The organism is Pseudomonas sp. B21-048 (assembly GCF_024748615.1).
GTDB lineage: Bacteria > Pseudomonadota > Gammaproteobacteria > Pseudomonadales > Pseudomonadaceae > Aquipseudomonas.
In genome coordinates, this window is sequence record NZ_CP087168.1 from 3190117 (window position 1) to 3208612 (window position 18496).

Below are 18496 nucleotides of genomic sequence, written 5' to 3' on the forward strand. Positions count from 1 at the left end.
TGGTCACGGGGTGTAACTGGCAGGCGCCATGACCTGGTCCAGGTTGATTGTTGCCACGTCTTGGGGCGAGATTTTCAGGGCGGGCAGCGACACGACTTTTTCGACGCGTTGCTTGTGCGCTGCCGCAACGGCCAGGCGCAAGGCGGAACGCCCCTGCTCGACCACCTGCTGCACCGAACTGCACACCACCTCGTTGTTGGCCAACAGCTCCCGGGTGGTCGGGCTGAAGTTAGAGGTGGAAACCTTGACTTGCTCCAGACGGCCCGAGGCACGCAGCGCGGCCACCGCACCTGCGGCCATGTCTTCGGTGGCCGAGTAGATGCCTTTGAGGTTGGCGAATCGCTGCAACCAGTCTTCGGTGGTATTGAGCGAGGCGTTGCGGTTGTCTGCCAAGCGCGATTGCGCTACCACGTTGATCCCGGGGAATTTGTCTTTGAGGGTCTGGCGAAAACCCTCGGCGCGCAGGTCCGACCACGCTTGCCCGGCGGGACCTGCGAGCATTGCCACATCGCCCTGCCCTTGCAGCGCCTCACCGAGGCATTCGGCCTGCATGCGACCCATGTCGTAATGATCGGCGGTGACAATGGAGGTCAGGTGCTGGCTGTTGGGCGGCGACGAAATACCGATCACCGCAATCCCCTGGCGCACCGCCTGATCGACCACCGCGCGCACCGCGTCACCATTGGTTGCGCCGACGACGATGGCTCCGACACGTCGCTGGATCAATGACTGCAACTGGGAGATCTGCTGGGCGACATTGCCATCCCCGCCAGCACTGAGCTTGATCAGTTTGACGCCCTCCTTGCTCGCCTCGTCCTGCGCACCATAGGCGCTGGATATCCAGAAAGACTGCGACAGGCTTGGCACGGCATAACCGATCGTCAACTCCTCGGCGCCCGCTCCGGCGACGCACGATAGGGTCACGGCAAGCATTGCAAGTGGCGCACGCCAAGGCTGTATGAACGTCTTCATCATGATTCACCGTATGCGGTAGAGGAGGAAAAAAGCCGCAGGATCAAACGATCCAGGCCGCCAGCAACGAGAATGATCAGGCCCATCACGATCTCCGCAATGAACGGTGACACCCCTTCGATATTCAATGCGGTCTCCAGCGCCTGGATCAGCAACACGCCGAAAAACACTGGCCAGACGCTCGCCGTCCCGCCCTGCAATGCGGTGCCGCCGATCACGGCCGCGGCCACCGACTGCAGCGCCCAACTGACGCCTTCGGTGGGTAAGCCGGTGCCGGTCTTGCAAAAGAGCACGGCGCCGGCCAGGCCCGCCAATGCGCCACAGGCCAGATAGGCGATGCACGTCACCCGGCGACTGTCGACGCCTACCAGCGACGCGGCCTGCGGGTCGCAGCCGACCATGAAGAGGTGCCGCCCGAGGGTGAATTTCTTCAGGATCAGCCCGACCAGCAGCATGCAAATCAAGGCCGGGGCCAGCAGTAGCGGGATCCCCGCGACGTTTTGAAAGGCCAGGTCTGTCAGTGCACTGGCGTCGATGGGCACCACCGGTTGACCGTCATCGGAAATCAGCCGCGCCAGGCCTTGAGCCGCGATCATGCTGCACAGTGTCGCGACAATCGGCTGCACCCGAAGGAAGGCAATCAGCAGCCCATTGAGGCCACCGAACAGCAAACCGGTCACCACCGCGAGGGCGATCGAGGGCGTGCCCAGCCAATCCATGGTCAGTGCCGCGACGGTACTCGAACAGGCCGCGACCGCCCCCACCGAAATATCAAAGCCGCGCACCAGCATCACCAACATCTGCCCCAACGCCAGCAGCGCGAGGATGGCGGCTTGCGAGCCGATGTTTTGCAGGTTGCCCAGGCTTGCGTAATCGGCAACCAGGGCCCCGGCCATCAATAAAACCAGGAGCAAAGCACCGGGGGCCACCAGAAAACGTGCCTGGCGGTTGATCGTTGATGCCTTCATTGAGCGTTGCCCCTGAGCAGATGGATGCAGCGTCGACGAACGTTGGGCATTTGCGGCAGCACCACCGCGGCACCGATAACCAGCGCCATCAGCAACTGCTGCCAGGCCGAAGTCAGGTTGAGCAGCACCACAGCGTTATTGAGCATGGCGATGATCAGCGCCCCGCATACCACCTGCACTGCAGAACCGCGTCCGCCATTCAACGGAATCCCGCCAATGGCACAGACCGCGATGGTGGCGAACGCCAGGTCGGGATAAAGATTGGGCTGACCGGAGCCAACGCGGCTGGTCAGAATCGCCCCGGCCAGTGCGCAAAACAGCCCGGCGACGATATAGGCCAGCAACACCATGCGGCGTGCCGGCAGCCCGGCATTCAGCGCGGCGTTGAAGCTGGTCCCGATCAGGTACCAGCTGCGCCCGACCAGCGTGTACCGCAACAGGCCATGCAGGCTCAGTACCGCCAGCAGTGCAAGGATGATCGGCACCGGTATACCCGCGACGTGCCCGCTGCCCAGCCACAAGAAGCCCGGCGAAGGTGCGGCGTCCAGCGGCATTCCGCCGGACAGCAGCGACGCCAGACCATGCAGCACCAGCAACATGCCCAGGGTCACCAGAAAGGCCGGAAGCTTCAGGTACGCGATCAGTAAACCGTTGCATAAGCCGACCAGCACCGCGACACAGATACCGCCGGTAAATGCCAGTGCGACACCCAGCTCGGGCGCCAGTATCACGGTCACAACGCTGAGCAGCGCGACCGCCGAGCCCATTGAGAAATCGATTCCGCCGACGATCAGGATCCCGGTCTGCCCGCAGGCCGCAATCAGCAGAATCGAGCCGACACGCAATACGTTCTGCAGGTTGTCCACGGACAGGAATCTCGGCACGAACAATACACACAAGACAAACACCAGCAGCGGCACGGCAATCACACCGATCCGCGAGCCCAGCGCAATCGCCGGACGCTGTTTGATCAACGTCGTCATCAGCACGCTCCCACCATCATTGAAAGGACTGCATCAGTTTGCGCGTCGGCCATCATCCGGCCTGCGACCTGATGGGAGGCGACCACCAGCAACTGATGACACAAAGTGTTCACCTCCAGCAGATCGGACGACACCACGATGATCGCAATGCCACGACAGGCCAGTGCACGAAGCGCTTGATGAATGCTTTCGCGGGCCCCCACATCCACCCCTCGGGTCGGCTCCAACACCACCAGGGCCCGTAGGTTCGGTAGTACCAGGTTGCGCAAGAACAGCAGCTTTTGTTGATTGCCACCGCTGTAATGCGCCGCGTCCAGATCTAGCCGTGGGGGGTTGAGATTAAATTGAGCGATCAAGGCGTCGAACGGAGCGGCCTCCTCGCGCAAGCGCAGGACGCCCCAGCTCGAAAAAACACGCAAGACTGATGCCGAGGCGTTTTGCAGCGCGGACAAGCCGAGGAACAAACCATCGGCATGTCGATCCGAGGGCACGTAGCCAATACCGGCGCGCATTGCCGACTGGCGATCATTGACTACCTCGGACGTTGCATTGAGCGAGACCGTCCCGCCGTGGCCGCTGGCCGCACCCGCCAGCACCTCGCCCAGACGCAGGGCGCCAGAACCGGCGACACCGACGATACCGAGCACTTCACCCTGGTGCACGCAAAGCGATATCGGTTGCGCCGTGGGGGTCAGCCGGATGTCCTTGGCCTCAAGCACCACCTCACCTCGGGTACTCACGCACAACGCTTGTGGCTCAAAGGTTTGCCCGAGCATGTGCTGGACGATCTGCGCCGCTGAAATGTCGTCACGGGCAGCGGCATTCACCACCGTCAGACCGTCGCGCAGAATGGTCACGGCGTCCGCCATGCGCTTGATATCGTCGATCTTGTGCGAGATGTAGAGAATCGCCGTGCCTTTGGCGCACAGCACCTGCAACGCCTGATGCAGGCGATCGGCTTCCCTGGCGCCCAGGGCGGCGGTCGGTTCGTCGAGAATCAGCACCGAACAGCGCCGGCCCACGCCACGGGCGATTTCCAGCAACTGCCGCTCGCCCAGAGACAGCTCATCGACCAGGCTGTCCAGCGATACATCGAGGCCGACCAGGCTCAGCACTTCAGTCGCTTGCTGGCGATCCAGGCAGTTGTTCCGGGCCCACGAACGTTGCGCGCTACCCAGGCCAAAGGCACTCAGGTTTTCAAGCACGGTCAATGGGGTGAACAAAGTGGAATGCTGATAAACCGGAACCACGCCCTGTTTCAATGCATCACGCACCGAACTGAAGACTACCGGCTGCCCGTCCAGCACCAGTGCCCCGCCATCCGGGCGAATGGCGCCGACCAGGATTTTGACGAATGTCGATTTTCCTGCGCCGTTCTCCCCCATCAATGCGTGAATCTGCCCAGCTTTCAGCACCAGGTTCGCATCGCGCAGAGCGCAGGTGGTGCCATAGTGTTTGGAAATTCCTGACGCCTGAAAAATGGTTTTCATTGTAATTAGGCTCTTCCAATTCTGGGTTTGCACGCCCCAGCGGGCATTGGTCGCCGGCTGATGGGGTGATCGTAGGGCCGACCTGCGCGGCCTGACAAACAACTTGTTGCACCTCTATGCATGAGCCAGAATCATGCATAAACCTTTCCCAGGTGGTGCCCGCATGTCGCCTCAGTTGCCCCCGCTTGCTGCGCTCAAAGTGTTCGAAGTCGCCGCCCGTCATTTGTCTTTCACCGACGCCGGCAAGGAACTGTTCATTACCCAAAGCGCCGTCAGTCGCCAAATCCGCGCCCTTGAATCCTTCCTGGGCTGCAAGCTGTTCGTGCGCATGACCCGGCGCATTGAGCTGACCGATGCCGGCAGCCAATACATGCAGAGCATTCAGGCCGCGTTTCAGGCCATCGCCAAAGCCACTACCAAAGTCAGGAACAGCAAGGACCCGCAGATAGTGACGGTCAACGTGCTGCCGACGCTCGCCACACTCTGGCTGATGCCACGCCTGGGCAAGTTCACCCAGGCTTATCCAGACATTGAGCTACGCCTGATCACCTCGATCCATCCGGTGGATTTTCATTCAGGCACCGTCGACGTCGCCCTACGGGTGGGGAGGCTGCCGGGCAAGGTCTATCAGAAGAACCGGCCGCGCATAGAAATGGAGATGGTCGAAGATTGGGCCGGCGTCAGGGCTGAGCCGTTGTTTGCCGACGTGCTGGTGCCGGTCATTGCCCGTCGCCTACTGTCCCAGGGCGCACCGCTGGAGACGCCCAAGGATCTGCTGCATTACCGGCTGATAAATACCTCAAGCCGCAAGCATGCCTGGCCTGACTGGCTTGGGCAGCACAAGCTCAATTACGAAAAGTTCAAGGAGACGGCGGATTTCGGGCACTTCTTTATTGCGTTGCAGGCGGCACGCGATTGCAAGGGCGTGGCGATCGTGCCACTGGTGCTGCTCCAGCAATGTGATTTTCGCCATGAACTGCAGTGCCCTTTCGAGCCAGGGCTTGAGAGTGCCGGGGAGTATTACCTGCTGACCGGCAAAGACGCGGCGGAGGACCGCGCCCTGAGATTGTTCTGCAAATGGGTACAGAGTGAAGCGGCGCAGATTCGTGACCTGGCGAGAAAGATCATTCATGAAACCAAGTGAACTCCATCACGCATGCCCTCAGCTCATGCCTGTGTGCAATCAAATCGTTTGTCAGTGCATGAGCACCTGCCGATGATCGGTTGCTGCGCCGCAATCCCTGATGACAGGACTGCTCGGCGCGGCAATGCCAAGACATCAAAGGGGAACTCCGATGCGTGTTGCAACCTTCGCTATCGTACTAACTGGAATGCTGACTACCATGACTACCCAAGCCAGTGACACAATTGTTCGTCACCTGAACCCCGCCAGTGCCAACGAGCCTTGGGCTCGGGAGTTCGCCGAAGCCATCGAGGTCCCTGCCAATGCCAGGCAGATCGTCCTCAGCGGGGTCGGGCCTCAGCTTGCCGACCCAAGCGCCGCAGCCGGCTCGATCAAGGCCTACGGCGACACCAAGGCGCAAACCCTGAGTGTCATCAAGCAGATCGAGGCCACACTGAAGCGTCACGGTTACACCCTGGGTGACGTGGTGAGCATGCAAGCGCTTGTCGTCGGCGACCCGGCGTTGAACGGAGAGGCCGACTTCGAGGGGTTCTCCGAAGTTTACAACCAGTACTTCGGAACGCAGGCCCAGCCTTACGTGCCTGCGCGTACCCGCGCTCAAGTCATACGCCTGGTACCGCCGGGCTGGTTGGTGGAGATCACGGTTACAGCGATCAAGGCGCAGTAACGCCACGCCTGCAATTGAATTTGACCTGACAGTCACGAACGTAAATCCGGTAACTGTCAGATCAAGTCTGAGATACCACTCAGCTAACTGATGCTATCGCGATTGCTTGAGAGAGCCGTACCTCCGAATACAGCAATCACTCCATTACTGCCAGTTACTGGCAATCACCGTGTTCAACGCCTCTTTATAGTTTTGCGGCAACGACGTCTGTCCCGCTGCGGGTGGCGCAAACGCGGCCATGGCGCCAACCAGCTGATCGACCTGGCTGTCCAGCAGGACTTTGCCATCGGCGGTTCGGAACTGTTCGATGTGCTGGGCGTTTTGCGAACTTGCCTGGTCTGCGGACGACCATTTGGAAATCGTCACCTTGTCTGCCGTGCCGATGACGATGACCTCCAAGTCCAGGCCGCTTTTTCGGAACCACAACTGGTCGACAGAAATCCCCGCGCCGAATTGCAATACATCAGCATTGACCCCGGCGTCTACATCTTCAATGACGTCCTGGCCGCCATTTCGATCAAACAGGTAGAGGTCGTTACCCAACCCGCCGCTCAACCAATCATTGCCCATCCCGCCATCCAGACGGTTATTACCTGCATTGCCCGTCAGTTGGTTATTTGTGGCGTTACCGGTGGCATTGATGTTGGCAGTGCCTGTGAGAATCAGGTTTTCCAGGGCTGGGGACAACGTAAAGGAAACCGAAGCCTTGACGGTATCAACGCCCTCACCTGCCAGTTCCACAATGCGGTCCGCCCCCTCGTTGACAATGTAGGTGTCGTTACCCTTCCCACCGACCATGACATCGGAGCCGGCACCACCATCCAGGATGTTGGCAAGCGTGTTGCCCACCAGTCGGTTTGCCAGCGCATTGCCCGTGCCATTCGCCCCTCCTTTCAGCACCAGTTCCTCAACCTCATCCGGCAAGGTGTAGCTGATATAAGACTCCACGCGGTCGTACCCTCCACCGCTGACCTCTCGGACGATGTCACCTGCATCATCGACGATATAGGTGTCGTCTCCGCTGCGTCCTTCCAGGATCCCTTTCCCACCCCATCCTGCGAGCGTATTGCCGCCAGCGTTGCCCACCAGCGTCCCGTCGCCATCGCGGGAGATGTAGGTGTCGCTGTAGGCGCGTTCGGCGAAGATGAAACTGTCCGCGCTCAGCTGATCCGCTGTGACCCCTTTCAGAGTGACGTATGGATTATCTTCCCCCACGGGGCCCAGCCAGACCCGAAGGTATTGCTGTCCGTTTACCATCAGGTCGCTGAAATTCAGCGCCGCAAACGAGCGTAATGAACTGAACTCTGACAAGTCGATTTTTTCGTTGGGGTTCGAAACTTCGAAGTCTTCGATCAGACCGCCTACCAGCCCGTCCGTGGAGTAATCGTCGACGATGAATCGATCGCTACCCGCTCCACCGGCTACAGCCGCTCCAGTCAGTACAACCCCCTTCACAGTGATTAGTGGCAGTTCGAAGTCCAGTTCACCGGTGTAGTTGTCTCCCCGATCACCTTCGATATACAGCGTGTCGTTTCCGGCGCCACCGTTGAGATAATCCATCCCATCGTTGCCCCACAAGACGTCATCACCAGCGCCGCCGTAAACAACATCGTGGCCTGCTCCCCCGAACAGCCTGTCGCCACTGCCAACTGCCGCGTCACTCAAGTCGTTCTCGCCCCTGAGGACGTCATTTCCCTCTCCGCCGTAAAGTGTATCGGCGCCCAAAGTGCCCGCCACGCGTTCGCCGGTGGCGTTGGCCCAATAGATAATTCCGAGGTCGAACTCAGGAAGTACCGTGTCACTGCCACCCAGCACCGGTTGTGGTACGGCGACCAGTTCGCCAGTGAGCTCGCTGTCAATCAGCGGCTTCAATGGCGGAGGGTTCGTAGTGGCAATGTGCAGTTCCTTGCCTGCAATGATGCCTCCCGTAGCGGGAACCGAGGGGGTACTGCCGGAACCCGCACTGCCAAAAATAAAGTTATCAGGTGACAGTTGCGACGCGGTCACACCCTTGAGGGTAATAAACGAAGCGCCTGTTCCCCCCAGCATCACGCGCAGATAATGTTGGCCGTTTACGGTCAATTCGCTGAATGCAATATCTGCCATCGAGTGCACGGAATTAATCTGCGAAAGGTCGATTTTTTCGTTGGGATTGGAAAACTCAAAATCTTCAATCAGATTACCCAACAGATCGATGGGAACCCCCGAGGCCTTTTCGACGACAAAACGATCATTCCCAGCGCCACCCGCGACGGCAGCCCCGGTCAGTCGAGCTCCGTCCCAAGTGATGATAGGCGAGGTCCAGCCGCCCAACTCGAAACTGCCCTGGTCGCCTTCCAGATAGATGATGTCATCTCCCGCGTCACCGCTGATATAGTCCTGGCCCAAGCCTCCGCGCAGTACATCGTTGCCCGCACCGCCGCGAATCACATCATCACCGGCACCGCCTTCGATGAAATCGTTGGAGCCTTGCGTACCGCCGGTTGTATTGTCGCCAACCAACACATCGGCACCACTGCCGCCACGAATGATATCGGCGCCAGTGCCTCCAAACACTCGCTGCCCGCCTGAGAGGGCGGAATAGTCTTCGCCCCGGACAGAGTCAGCCAGACGTATTTCACGGCTATTGACGCCGAAGCCATAAGCGCCGTACTTGGTGAGTTCGGCCAAGCTCATTGCGGTATCCAGGATCAAGAAATCTTCGGCGCTCACTTGCGCTGCGTCGACATTCTTCAGCCGAATAGACTGCACACCAGACAAGTTGATCACCGCATCCGCGCCTTGTTGAGTGGTATTGATCAGCCCGTGACCGAAGTCAGAGAACCCAGACAGCACCAGTTTATCGGTGCCAACCACGAAATCAGTGATGGTCTGGATGGAACCGCTGGCGCGCTCGACCACGAAATAATCGAGGTCGGCGCCGCCTGCCAGGGTATTGTTCCCCTTCCCACCCAAAAGCAAATCGCGGCCGGCGCCGCCATACAGCGCATCATCGCCACTGCCGCCGACCAACATGTTGCTGGCGTCATTGCCGTGAAGTTCATCGGCAAACTCACCGCCGATGGCGTTCTCGATCTGCTCGGGGTTCTGAATGGTCAGGTGCGTGCCGGCGAGAGTCGCTTCACCCTTCGCCAGGTTGATATAGCTTTTCTGACCTACCGCTGCGGCGTTGATCGTATCTTTGCCACCATTGGTGTCGTTGAGCGTTCCACGGGTGCCAGATACCCCCAGCTGCGCATACTCGTCCGTATAGACATATTGATCATCGTGCGTGTCGATAGTCCCCCACACATTCATGCTCCAGCTGTTCAGGGTACCGGTCGCCCCGGTTACGCTGTCGATGACTTTCAGCGTCCATTCACCCTGAACAGCCTCACCGCGCAACAACGCGGTAGAGAAAACGTAGTCCAGCGTCTTTTTACCGGCAAAATCAGCATCCCCACGATCACTCGCAGCGCTCCCCGGCGCCTTGCCCGGACGATTCATCAGAATGGATTCGGTACCCGATGGCGAGATCAACTTGAGGATCAAGTCACCCGGATTTTCATGGCTGAGGTTGACCTTGACTTCAACGTGTTCGGCCAATATGCCCACGTTGCCCAGCGTCAACGAATGGCTTACCCCGGCTTCCAGCCCATCGGCAATCGCCTGATTGAGCACACCTGAATCTAAAGGCTTGGACAGGCCGAACTCATTGGTCAGCACCTGCTGGGTATGCCAGGTTTCTGCCAGGCGCACGGCAGCGCGGGCGTCGACTTCACCATAGCCGTAATCGTGGCTAACGTGCATACCACCGCCGTTCCAATTCTGGCTACCGTTGTCCTGCCAAGAGGTCCCCGCATCCGCCACCTTGCGTGCTGAAAGCGCCAGGATCTGCTGTACATCGCGGTAGCCCAGCTCAGGGTTGGCTTCGAGCATCAGTGCGACGATGCCCGACACGATCGGTGCGGCAAAGCTGGTGCCCTGGGACACCCCGGTGTCACTGCCAAACGTGGAGCCGTTATCGTTCTGCACCAGACGTGAGGTTGAAGTTACGTTGGAGCCAGGCGCGCTGACCAGGATACTGGCGCCAGGGTTGGAGAACGGCTTGCCCCCCGCCTGCAACGCACCCAGGTCGGTGGTGGCGTTGATTGCGCCCACCACAATACTGCTGCGGGTGTTGCTGGGATTGGAATAGTTGGTGTTGCCACCCTTTTCCCGATCGTTGCCTCCCGCCGTCACAATGACGGTGCCCAAGCCATCGCGGCCCATACCAATGGCCTGACGATAGGCTGCGGGCATCTCCCCCAACGTCGCCGGCGTAAACTTCAGATCAAAGTGATGCTCACTGCCCCAGCTGTGGTTCACCACATCATATTCACGCATGTGGGACATGTTGCTGAAGTCGTCTTTATTGATCCAGTAACCGGCAACGGTGGCATCGTATGCCACCCCAACGCTGCCCTCGCCGTTGCGCGCGGCGACCATCACACCGGCGACCAATGTGGCATGCTCGCTGAACTTGCCCTCGCTGCCCTCACCGGCCAGTTGCCCCGGCGTTGCATTGGCCAGCCAGCTCTCGTCGATATTGTCTTTTAAATCGGCGTGGCGATAGTCGAGCACTTCCTTGGTGGTTCCAAACGGACTGTTGGTCTCGATCTGAGCGATCTTGACACCTCTACCGGTGTAGTCCTTCCAGACTGGCAGAATGTTCGCTTGCGAGAGATACCACTGATCGGTAACCAATGGATCACTGGGCAGGTCCGCTGTCCTGAGATACACGGCGGCGCGCATAGTCGCGCTTTCGCCCGTGGCCATATCGACAATGTCGCTAGCCTCATAGCCTTTGGCATCCGCCACGGTGTACTTGAAGCCCATGATCCCGGTAAACGTGGCATCAGGGGTGAAAAGCACATCGCCGGCCTGGGTGAGACTCGCAGTCCCGCCCACCACATCGAACAGGCCGGTGATATGCAAGGTGTCCTGTTGCCAGTCTATGTCGTTGCGCAACAGTTGTTCTTGACCGATCAGATGCGCCCGCGAGCGATCAAAACTGGCGCCGGACTTGTTCTGGCTCAGCACATCCTTGACCAACAAAGGATTTTCCATGCCCGCACTTGTATCTGTCGGGATCTCCACCAGTTTGAGATTTTTGAAGCTGGCCTTCTCGACGCTCTTCAGGAAGTCGGTCCCGTCGCGCCCTGTAACGGTATCGCTGATCCAAACGCCATCTGCGGCACGGGTAATCCGATAGTCGGCGAAGTCGCCGGACAGCTCGAGGACATCGATCCCATCGCCACCGTCGATCCGATCATCACCGGCACCGCCTATCAGAATGTCGTCACCGACTCCGCCACTCAGGCTGTCATCGTCCTGGCCGCCATCGATCAGGTCATTACCTGAGCCACCGTCAATACGATCATTGCCGCGATGGCCGCGCAACACATCGTTGCCTGCACCGCCAAACAGAGTGTCATTGCCGTTTTCGCCCGAGAGTGCATCATTGGCTGAACCGCCGACCAACACGTCATCACCGTCGCCACCGCGCATGTAGACGGTGCTGTTGCCGCCGCCAATAAATACGTCATCGCCACGACCGCCTTGAGCGATTTCTATGCGGGCCTCAGCCAGGTTGAGGCTGACACCTTTTTCGCCAATGACTTGGACGATATCAGTACCATCGCCACCATGGATGTTGGCCGCCAGGTCATCACCGTCGATCAGCAGCACATCGTCGCCCGCGCCGCCGTAGAAGGTATCACTGCCCTGGCCGCCGGCCAGCCAGTTGGTCTGGGCATCGCCTTGCAGCACGTCGCTGCCCGAACCGCCCGTAGCGTTATTGACGCCTTTATGCGCCACATCGATGGTCTCGCCGGTGGTCAAAGAAGACACATACCCTTTAACGGCCGCCACCTGTCCCGAGCCTTGGGTGGAAACCACCGTCCCCGATCCACTGGCGGTGAACGTGTGCCCATTGGGATTGGCCAGGAAGTTGGCCGCGATGGCTTCCTGGGTCAGGCCATTTTGCACAAAAGTGCCGTGGGCCAGCACTTCGTTGCCGTCGCGCAACTCACCACTTTGTGCCTGGTTGCCCAGGTTGATCTGGGTGATCCCAAGATCTGCGAGCGATTTAAGTTCGCTCGCTTCGCCGACGTCGATCGCACCGTTGCCATTCAAATCTTTCCAGCTTTTGCCGTCGTGATTGCCATCGACCCACACCTTCACGCTGGACCAGGCTGCGTCCCGCGCATCGAATACGCCATCGGCATTGCCGTCCAGGCTGGCCAGTGCGGCAAAACCGTTGGTGAAGCGTTTTTGCCCGGTTTCACCGTTGGTGCCCGCCATACCGCCGAAGTATTCGGACAAGGTCTCGCTGATATTATCGATCTTGCCGTTGGCATTGGCATCGACGACCACGATGCCGTCCTCGGGGCTAGCCCAGCCGGTTTCTTCGAGGCTGCCGCCATCGTTATCGGCATCAAAAAACACCGGCGCGCTCAGGTAATCGGTCAAGCGCACACCGTCGCCGTTCAAGTCCAGCACCAATGGGTCAGTCGGCAAGGTCAAACGCGCACGCGCGTCGCCGGAGTTCAACAGCGCCGCCAAGGTGCTGCCGTAGGTCAGGCTCTGGCTGGAGTTGCGCAAGCTGAAATCGAACACATCCTTTGCCGTGTTGACGTTACCTGGGCGATAACCGTCCGCCAGGATCTGGGTAGCGGCGGCAGTAAAGGTGTTGTTGACCCAGTTGCCCTGATATTGATTGAGGTTGAGCTTGTTGGGATCGTAGTTCAGGTTCCAACCGCCGCCACTGGTGACAAGGCCGTTGGCGACTTGCGCGGCGGCGGCGTCATGATCTGTAGCGGTCTTACGTATGATTTCACCCGAACTATTGACCTGCAGATTAAAGGCACTCGCACTGGTAGGAACGCCATAGAAAAACTCGTCCATTCGGCTCGTCATCGCGCTTTCAACGGCTGAACGCGCGGCTGGACTGGAAAAGTTCAATCCGGAAATTTTGGACGGATCGTAGTCATCACCAAACGATGCAACGGTATCATCGATAAACTTCGTGACGTTACTCAGCGCGTCATACCACGCGTTCAGCGATGGTGATTGACCATACTCCCGATCACGTGACGCTTTAGTGCTTTTACTAAATAAGGCCAGCGCATATAAAAGCCCGCCCAACGCGACATCATTATCTTTCCCATCGCCGGTAAATTCCAAAACGTATTGCAGGCCACTGATGCCTTTATCTACCGTTTTTTCCTGTACCTGTTTCAGGCCCGGAACTTTCAACAGCTTGATGGCTTCCAGGATATGAACATTCGTTTGAGTACTGGTACCGTTGTATTTATCAGAGGTTATATAGGCAATTATCCCCATGGAGCTGGTCATATCGAGCAAGGTGTTGTAACGCGAGACCTTACCCGCAACCCCCGTCGCCTCCAGCGATTTGTTCAGTTGGTCCTTCGCCTTGCCCAACTCATCCAGCATTTCCGGAAGCGTTTGCGTCGTTTCACTTGCTGCCTGCTGTGCACCTTGTGCCATTTCAAACTCCCTCTTACTTAATGATCGCGTACACGCCCGGACGGGATAACAGATACAACCAGGCCGCAGACGTTTTGCCTTGAACGGCCTTGACCAGCAGCGCCATATGCGCCAGATAACCTCTGGCCACCGACGGGTGCGCTGCAAAATAACGATGACACTCAGGGGTTCTTAACGAGAAAATCAGCCCGCCTGAAGCTTCAATTTTTTCCAATCGTTGTTTGGCAAAACGCTTCGCGTCAGCCATGGGTAACGTAGAGAGATACTGGGTATCCTTGATGACCAGGGACGTCTCATATTTCGCCGGGCACGGCTGCGCTTGCAGAATGTTGTAACGCGCATATCCCTCGACGATATTCCTCGCGGCCCGCACGTCCGCGGTATTGATCATCAAAAAATTGGCGACCGTCAAACTGGTGGTCAAGCACGCATCGTTCATGTCCTGGCACAGGTTCAATGCTCGGACGCGGTCGTACATCTGCTGGTCTGGAGCCAGATGCAGTGACTTTATGTAAAGCGCATCGCCTTCAGATAAGAAGGTTTCAGAAGCGCTCAGGTTTTCTGCACCGCCGACAAGTTCTACAACCCAACGCACTTTCTGCGACTCGGAAAACAGCCAGAGGCCATAACCCGTCAGCACGGCCGCTAGCATGCAGAATGCCATGAGCAAGTATATTTTTTTCGTACGGTGCACATCACACTCCAGCGAATAGAAAGTTCAACCACTGAATGCCTACCGTCTATTCCGATAGCGCATTCCATACCAGCCCGACGATGAGAAAAAAGCCATGAGAGGCGACGGAAACCACGGAGGTCCAAACTGCCGCTTTTTTAAAGCGGTCGTTATTGGCCAGATAACCGCCTGCCATCAACAGCGCCCCTATCCAACCCAACTGAGAAAACGCAAGAAAGTCGAGCGCCACTACCGACCAATGAACCCAGGGCCTGCCGCCATCTACGATGTAGACGACGTAGCAATACAACGTGACGGGGAGGCTGCAGCCCCAGACAAACAGAGGGGCTGCGAAGCGCTTATTCATCCTGACCAAACACATGAAAAATACGATCCAACACGGAAAAACCACGACATCGTACATGCCGTATAAGAACGCTTTAACACCGTTCATAGAGTTCCCCTTGTAGACCGTCGGCTTTACCGCTCACGTAAACTTTCATCGGCGTACTGCTGCAGCGGACTTAGGAAGTAATCGATGACTTTGCGCCGATCTGTCTTAATCTCTACTGTGACAGCCATCCCTGGAGACAACGACACCCGTTGACCTCGGACCAGAATAAAGTCGGTCAGCAGACGAACCCGGCTGCTGTAGATCGGCCCTAACTTCTCGTCTTCAATGGCGTCGTTGGACACGCTGATGACTTTCCCTTCGACCGTTCCATACTTGGTGAACGTAAAGGTTTCCACCTTGACCGTCACGGCCTGCCCGTCACGTACAAAGCCGACATCCTTGTTCTCCAGCATGGCCTCGACCTCTACGGGCTGATCACTCGGCACCACGACCATTAGCGGTTGTGCGGCCGTCACCACGCCACCGACGGTATGAATGGCCAATTGCTGAACCGTACCGTCGACGGGTGCCGTCAGGCTCATCAAGTGATCGCGTTGTTCAGCCTTGCGCAGCTCTTGGGTAAGCGATGCGGCTTTCTGTTCGGATTGCTGCTGTAAGTCGAGCATCGTGCGGCGGGTTTGCGCCAGGATGCTTTGACGGCGCCGTTCGGCTTCCTTGCGGCTTGCATTGAGTTCAATCACACGTGCTTGTTGCACGGCCATATCACGATTCTGGTCCAGCAGCGCCTGCTGCTTTTCCAGGTAGGCGTGGCGTGGAACATATTGCTGATCAAGCAGCTCTTTGTAGTCTTCAGCCAGGCGGCGGGTGATCGGAAGTGACTGCTGTAAGGAGCTGACAATGGCGTTAGCTGACTGAATCTCGGCAGTACGCTGTTCGACTTCGGCGTCCACTTGATCCAGTGAGCTGCGCATTTCCAGGTATTGCCCATTCAGCCAGCGTTGCGCCGCCAGGATCTGTTGCGGCTCGGCCTCCAGCATGTAGCCCGCCAAGGATCCTGGCTCCTTGCCGCTGCGAATGGCCTCAAGCATGGCACTGGCGCGCGCGCTATCGACCTGCGCAGCCAATACGTCGCTTTTGAAACGTTTTACATCGGCACCGGATGCGCTGGTATCCAACTCCACCAGAACGTCACCGGCCTTGACTGACTGGCCGTCGTAAACACGTATCGCCTTGACCACCGCCACTTCGCTCGGCTGTATGGTCTTGCTCTTGCCGCTAGCGACAACCTTACCTCGCGCCGTCGCCACGACTTCGATTTCCCCAAGACAGGCCCATACCAGCGCCAAGGCTGCGAAGAACATGATGGCCCACTGAATGTACCGCGGTGCCGGATGGCTGGGCTGGTCCTGCAAGGCCAATGCCGCCGGCAGGAATTGCACTTCATGTGCCAGGCGCAAAGGCGCATCCAGCTGTTTGCGCTGACGCCAAGCCTGGCGCCAGGCAAACCGGTAACGTTGCAACAATTCGCGTGCTGCTGAAGGTTCGCTCATGACCACTACCCCTGTTGCAAACGGTGAAGGCGAGAGTAGTGGCCCGCCTGATGCGCCAGAAGTTCGCTGTGGGTGCCCTGCTCAACGATCTGCCCACGGTCCATCACCACGATACGATGGGCATCGCGCACGGCGGACAATCGGTGGGCAATGATGATGACGGTGCGGCCCTTGCAAATCGTCTGCATGTTCTGCTGGATGATGCGCTCCGACTCATAGTCCAGTGCGCTGGTGGCCTCGTCGAAGATAAGGATTCTCGGGTTGCCGATCAGTGCTCTTGCGATCGCCACGCGCTGACGCTGACCGCCGGATAGTGAAGCACCATGCTCCCCAACGACCGTGTCATACCCTTCGGGCAGCTCCAGGATAAAATCGTGGGCGCCGGCCATTTTTGCGGCCCCCATCACCGTTTCCAGTGGCGCGCCGGGATCGGTCAACGCGATGTTTTCACGGATACTGCGGTTGAACAGCATGTTGTCCTGAAGGACAACTCCGATCTGCCGACGCAGCGATGACACATCGGCCAGGGCCAAGTCCATGCCGTCCACTAACACACGTCCTCGCTCCGGGACGTAAAGACGCTGTAACAGCCGTGTGAGCGTGCTCTTGCCCGAACCAGACCGCCCCACCACGCCGATGACCTCTCCTGCTCCGATGACCAAGCTGACACTACGCAATACTTCTGAACCGTCGGGGCGATAACGAAAATGCACTTGGTCAAACTCGACACGCCCCTTGAGGGTCGGCAGCGCGCTCCGAGTGGCCTGGGACATTTCAGTACGCGTGTTGAGAATGTCGCCAAGTCGCTGGACCGAAACACCAGTCTGTTGGAAATTCGTCCACAACTGGGCCAAGCGCATGATCGGTTGCGCCACTCGACCCGCCAGCATATTGAATGCAATCAACTGGCCTACAGAGAGTTGACCGTCGATCACCAGCCTGGCGCCTAGCCAAAGTGTCGCAACGGTGACTAGTTTGCCGATCAGAGACACGCTTTCGTTGGCAATGGTAGACAGGGTTTGCGTCTTGAAACCCGCACTGACATAGGCCGCCAACTGGTTATCCCATTTACGCGTTATCTGTGGCTCGACGGCCATGGATTTGAGCGTATCGATACCATTGACCGTTTCGACCAGGAACGCCTGATTTTCGGCCCCCCGTGCAAAACTTTCATTCAGCCGTGCACGCAACACCGGGGTAATCACCAGCGAAACCACGATGTACAGCGGCAGGGACAACAGCACCACCAAGGTCAGCCAGCCACTGTAGAAAAACATCACCGCGATAAACACCACGGAAAACAGAACATCCAGTACCAGGGTGATGGTATTGCCTGTGAGGAAGCTGCGGATATTTTCAAGTTCGCGGACCCGCGCAACCGAATCCCCCACCCTCCGGGCCTGGAAATACGAAAGCGGCAGCGTCACCAGGTGACGAAACAACTTCGATCCCAGCTCAACATCAATGCGGCTGGCCGTGTGGGCAAACACATAACTGCGCAGCCCACTCAAGACGGTCTCGAACACCATGATGCCCAACAGGCCGATGGCGATCACATCCAGGGTTGTCAGGCCGTGATGAACCAATACTTTGTCCATCACGACCTGAAAGAACAAGGGCGTCAGTAGCGAAAATATCTGCAGGACAAAGGACACCAGCAGCACTTCGCCAAGCAACTTGCGGTATTTGACAATGGCGGGAACGAACCACGTGAAATCGAACTTGGACAGATCGGCGGCCAACGATGATTGGGAGCGCAGCAACACTAATTCGCCGTTCCAGCGTGATTGAAGTTGCCGGGGGTTGATCATTTCCGGGCGCTGTGACTGCGGGTCATGAATCAGGATATTGTCCTGATCAAGACGGGCAATGATAAAAAAACTGCCATCGTTTGCGCAGGCGATAGCGGGCAATGGGGTTCTATCCAACCGCTCGAAGGGGGTGCGGATCGCCTTGGCCTTCAAGTCCAGTTGGCGGGCGGCCATCAGTATCTCCGCCTTGCCGAATACTTGCCCTTCTTCGACATACTCGTGGGCAAGCTGCTCCGGAGAAACCGCAACGTTATGAAAGCGCGCCAGCATGGCGAGACACGCCAGGCCTGTATCGAGCAAGGCTGTCTGCTTAGCCGGCTCTGTCCCTTGTTCTTGCATAAACGCTTCCGTGC

11 protein-coding genes are annotated in these 18496 nt (G+C 58.2%); 2 read left to right on the forward strand and 9 right to left on the reverse strand.

Features of this window, described 5'->3' with window-relative positions; all coding sequences use genetic code 11:
- Positions 1-3: 3 nt before the first annotated feature.
- From LOY56_RS14885 to LOY56_RS14900, 4 genes are read right to left on the reverse strand one after another with little or no spacing between them, the layout of a single operon-like run.
- The gene (locus tag LOY56_RS14885) at positions 4-975 is read right to left on the reverse strand and encodes a substrate-binding domain-containing protein (RefSeq protein WP_258615130.1); all 972 of its coding nucleotides are present in this window, start codon (positions 973-975) and stop codon (positions 4-6) included.
- Positions 972-1940 (reverse strand): ABC transporter permease, encoded by a 969-nt coding sequence (locus LOY56_RS14890; RefSeq protein ID WP_258615131.1) that lies wholly within the window; start codon positions 1938-1940, stop codon positions 972-974. Before LOY56_RS14890 ends, LOY56_RS14885 begins: the two co-directional genes overlap by 4 nt.
- Positions 1937-2923, reverse strand: coding sequence for an ABC transporter permease (locus LOY56_RS14895; RefSeq protein ID WP_258615132.1), 987 nt, complete (start codon positions 2921-2923; stop codon positions 1937-1939). The genes LOY56_RS14890 and LOY56_RS14895 overlap by 4 nt, the downstream gene beginning before the upstream one ends.
- Complete coding sequence (locus tag LOY56_RS14900) at positions 2923-4413, reverse strand: sugar ABC transporter ATP-binding protein (protein WP_258615134.1); 1491 nt, start codon at positions 4411-4413, stop codon at positions 2923-2925. Before LOY56_RS14900 ends, LOY56_RS14895 begins: the two co-directional genes overlap by 1 nt.
- A gap of 133 nt (positions 4414-4546) precedes the next feature.
- Between LOY56_RS14900 and gcvA the strand changes: the two genes are divergently transcribed.
- Together gcvA and LOY56_RS14910 are read left to right on the forward strand one after the other, a co-directional pair.
- Positions 4547-5557 carry a transcriptional regulator GcvA gene (gene gcvA, locus LOY56_RS14905; RefSeq protein WP_258615136.1) on the forward strand — a complete coding sequence of 337 codons (1011 nt, stop codon included), beginning with the start codon at positions 4547-4549 and terminating at the stop codon, positions 5555-5557.
- A 199-nt stretch (positions 5558-5756) separates the two neighbouring features.
- Entirely contained in the window at positions 5757-6224 is a 468-nt protein-coding gene (locus LOY56_RS14910; protein ID WP_258615137.1) for a RidA family protein, read from the forward strand.
- A gap of 144 nt (positions 6225-6368) precedes the next feature.
- Here the strand turns inward: LOY56_RS14910 and LOY56_RS26860 are convergent, their stop codons facing one another.
- From LOY56_RS26860 to LOY56_RS14945, 5 genes are read right to left on the reverse strand one after another with little or no spacing between them, the layout of a single operon-like run.
- On the reverse strand, positions 6369-13754 hold the full coding sequence (locus LOY56_RS26860) for a S8 family serine peptidase (protein ID WP_309474857.1): 7386 nt from the start codon (positions 13752-13754) through the stop codon (positions 6369-6371).
- 13 nt (positions 13755-13767) lie between these two features.
- Entirely contained in the window at positions 13768-14448 is a 681-nt protein-coding gene (locus tag LOY56_RS14930) for a hypothetical protein (RefSeq protein ID WP_258615139.1), read from the reverse strand.
- 46 nt (positions 14449-14494) lie between these two features.
- Positions 14495-14881 carry a hypothetical protein gene (locus LOY56_RS14935; RefSeq protein ID WP_258615141.1) on the reverse strand — a complete coding sequence of 129 codons (387 nt, stop codon included), beginning with the start codon at positions 14879-14881 and terminating at the stop codon, positions 14495-14497.
- A gap of 26 nt (positions 14882-14907) precedes the next feature.
- Positions 14908-16332, reverse strand: coding sequence for an HlyD family type I secretion periplasmic adaptor subunit (locus LOY56_RS14940; RefSeq protein WP_258615143.1), 1425 nt, complete (start codon positions 16330-16332; stop codon positions 14908-14910).
- A 5-nt stretch (positions 16333-16337) separates the two neighbouring features.
- On the reverse strand, positions 16338-18482 hold the full coding sequence (locus LOY56_RS14945; RefSeq protein ID WP_258615144.1) for a type I secretion system permease/ATPase: 2145 nt from the start codon (positions 18480-18482) through the stop codon (positions 16338-16340).
- Positions 18483-18496 lie beyond the last annotated feature (14 nt).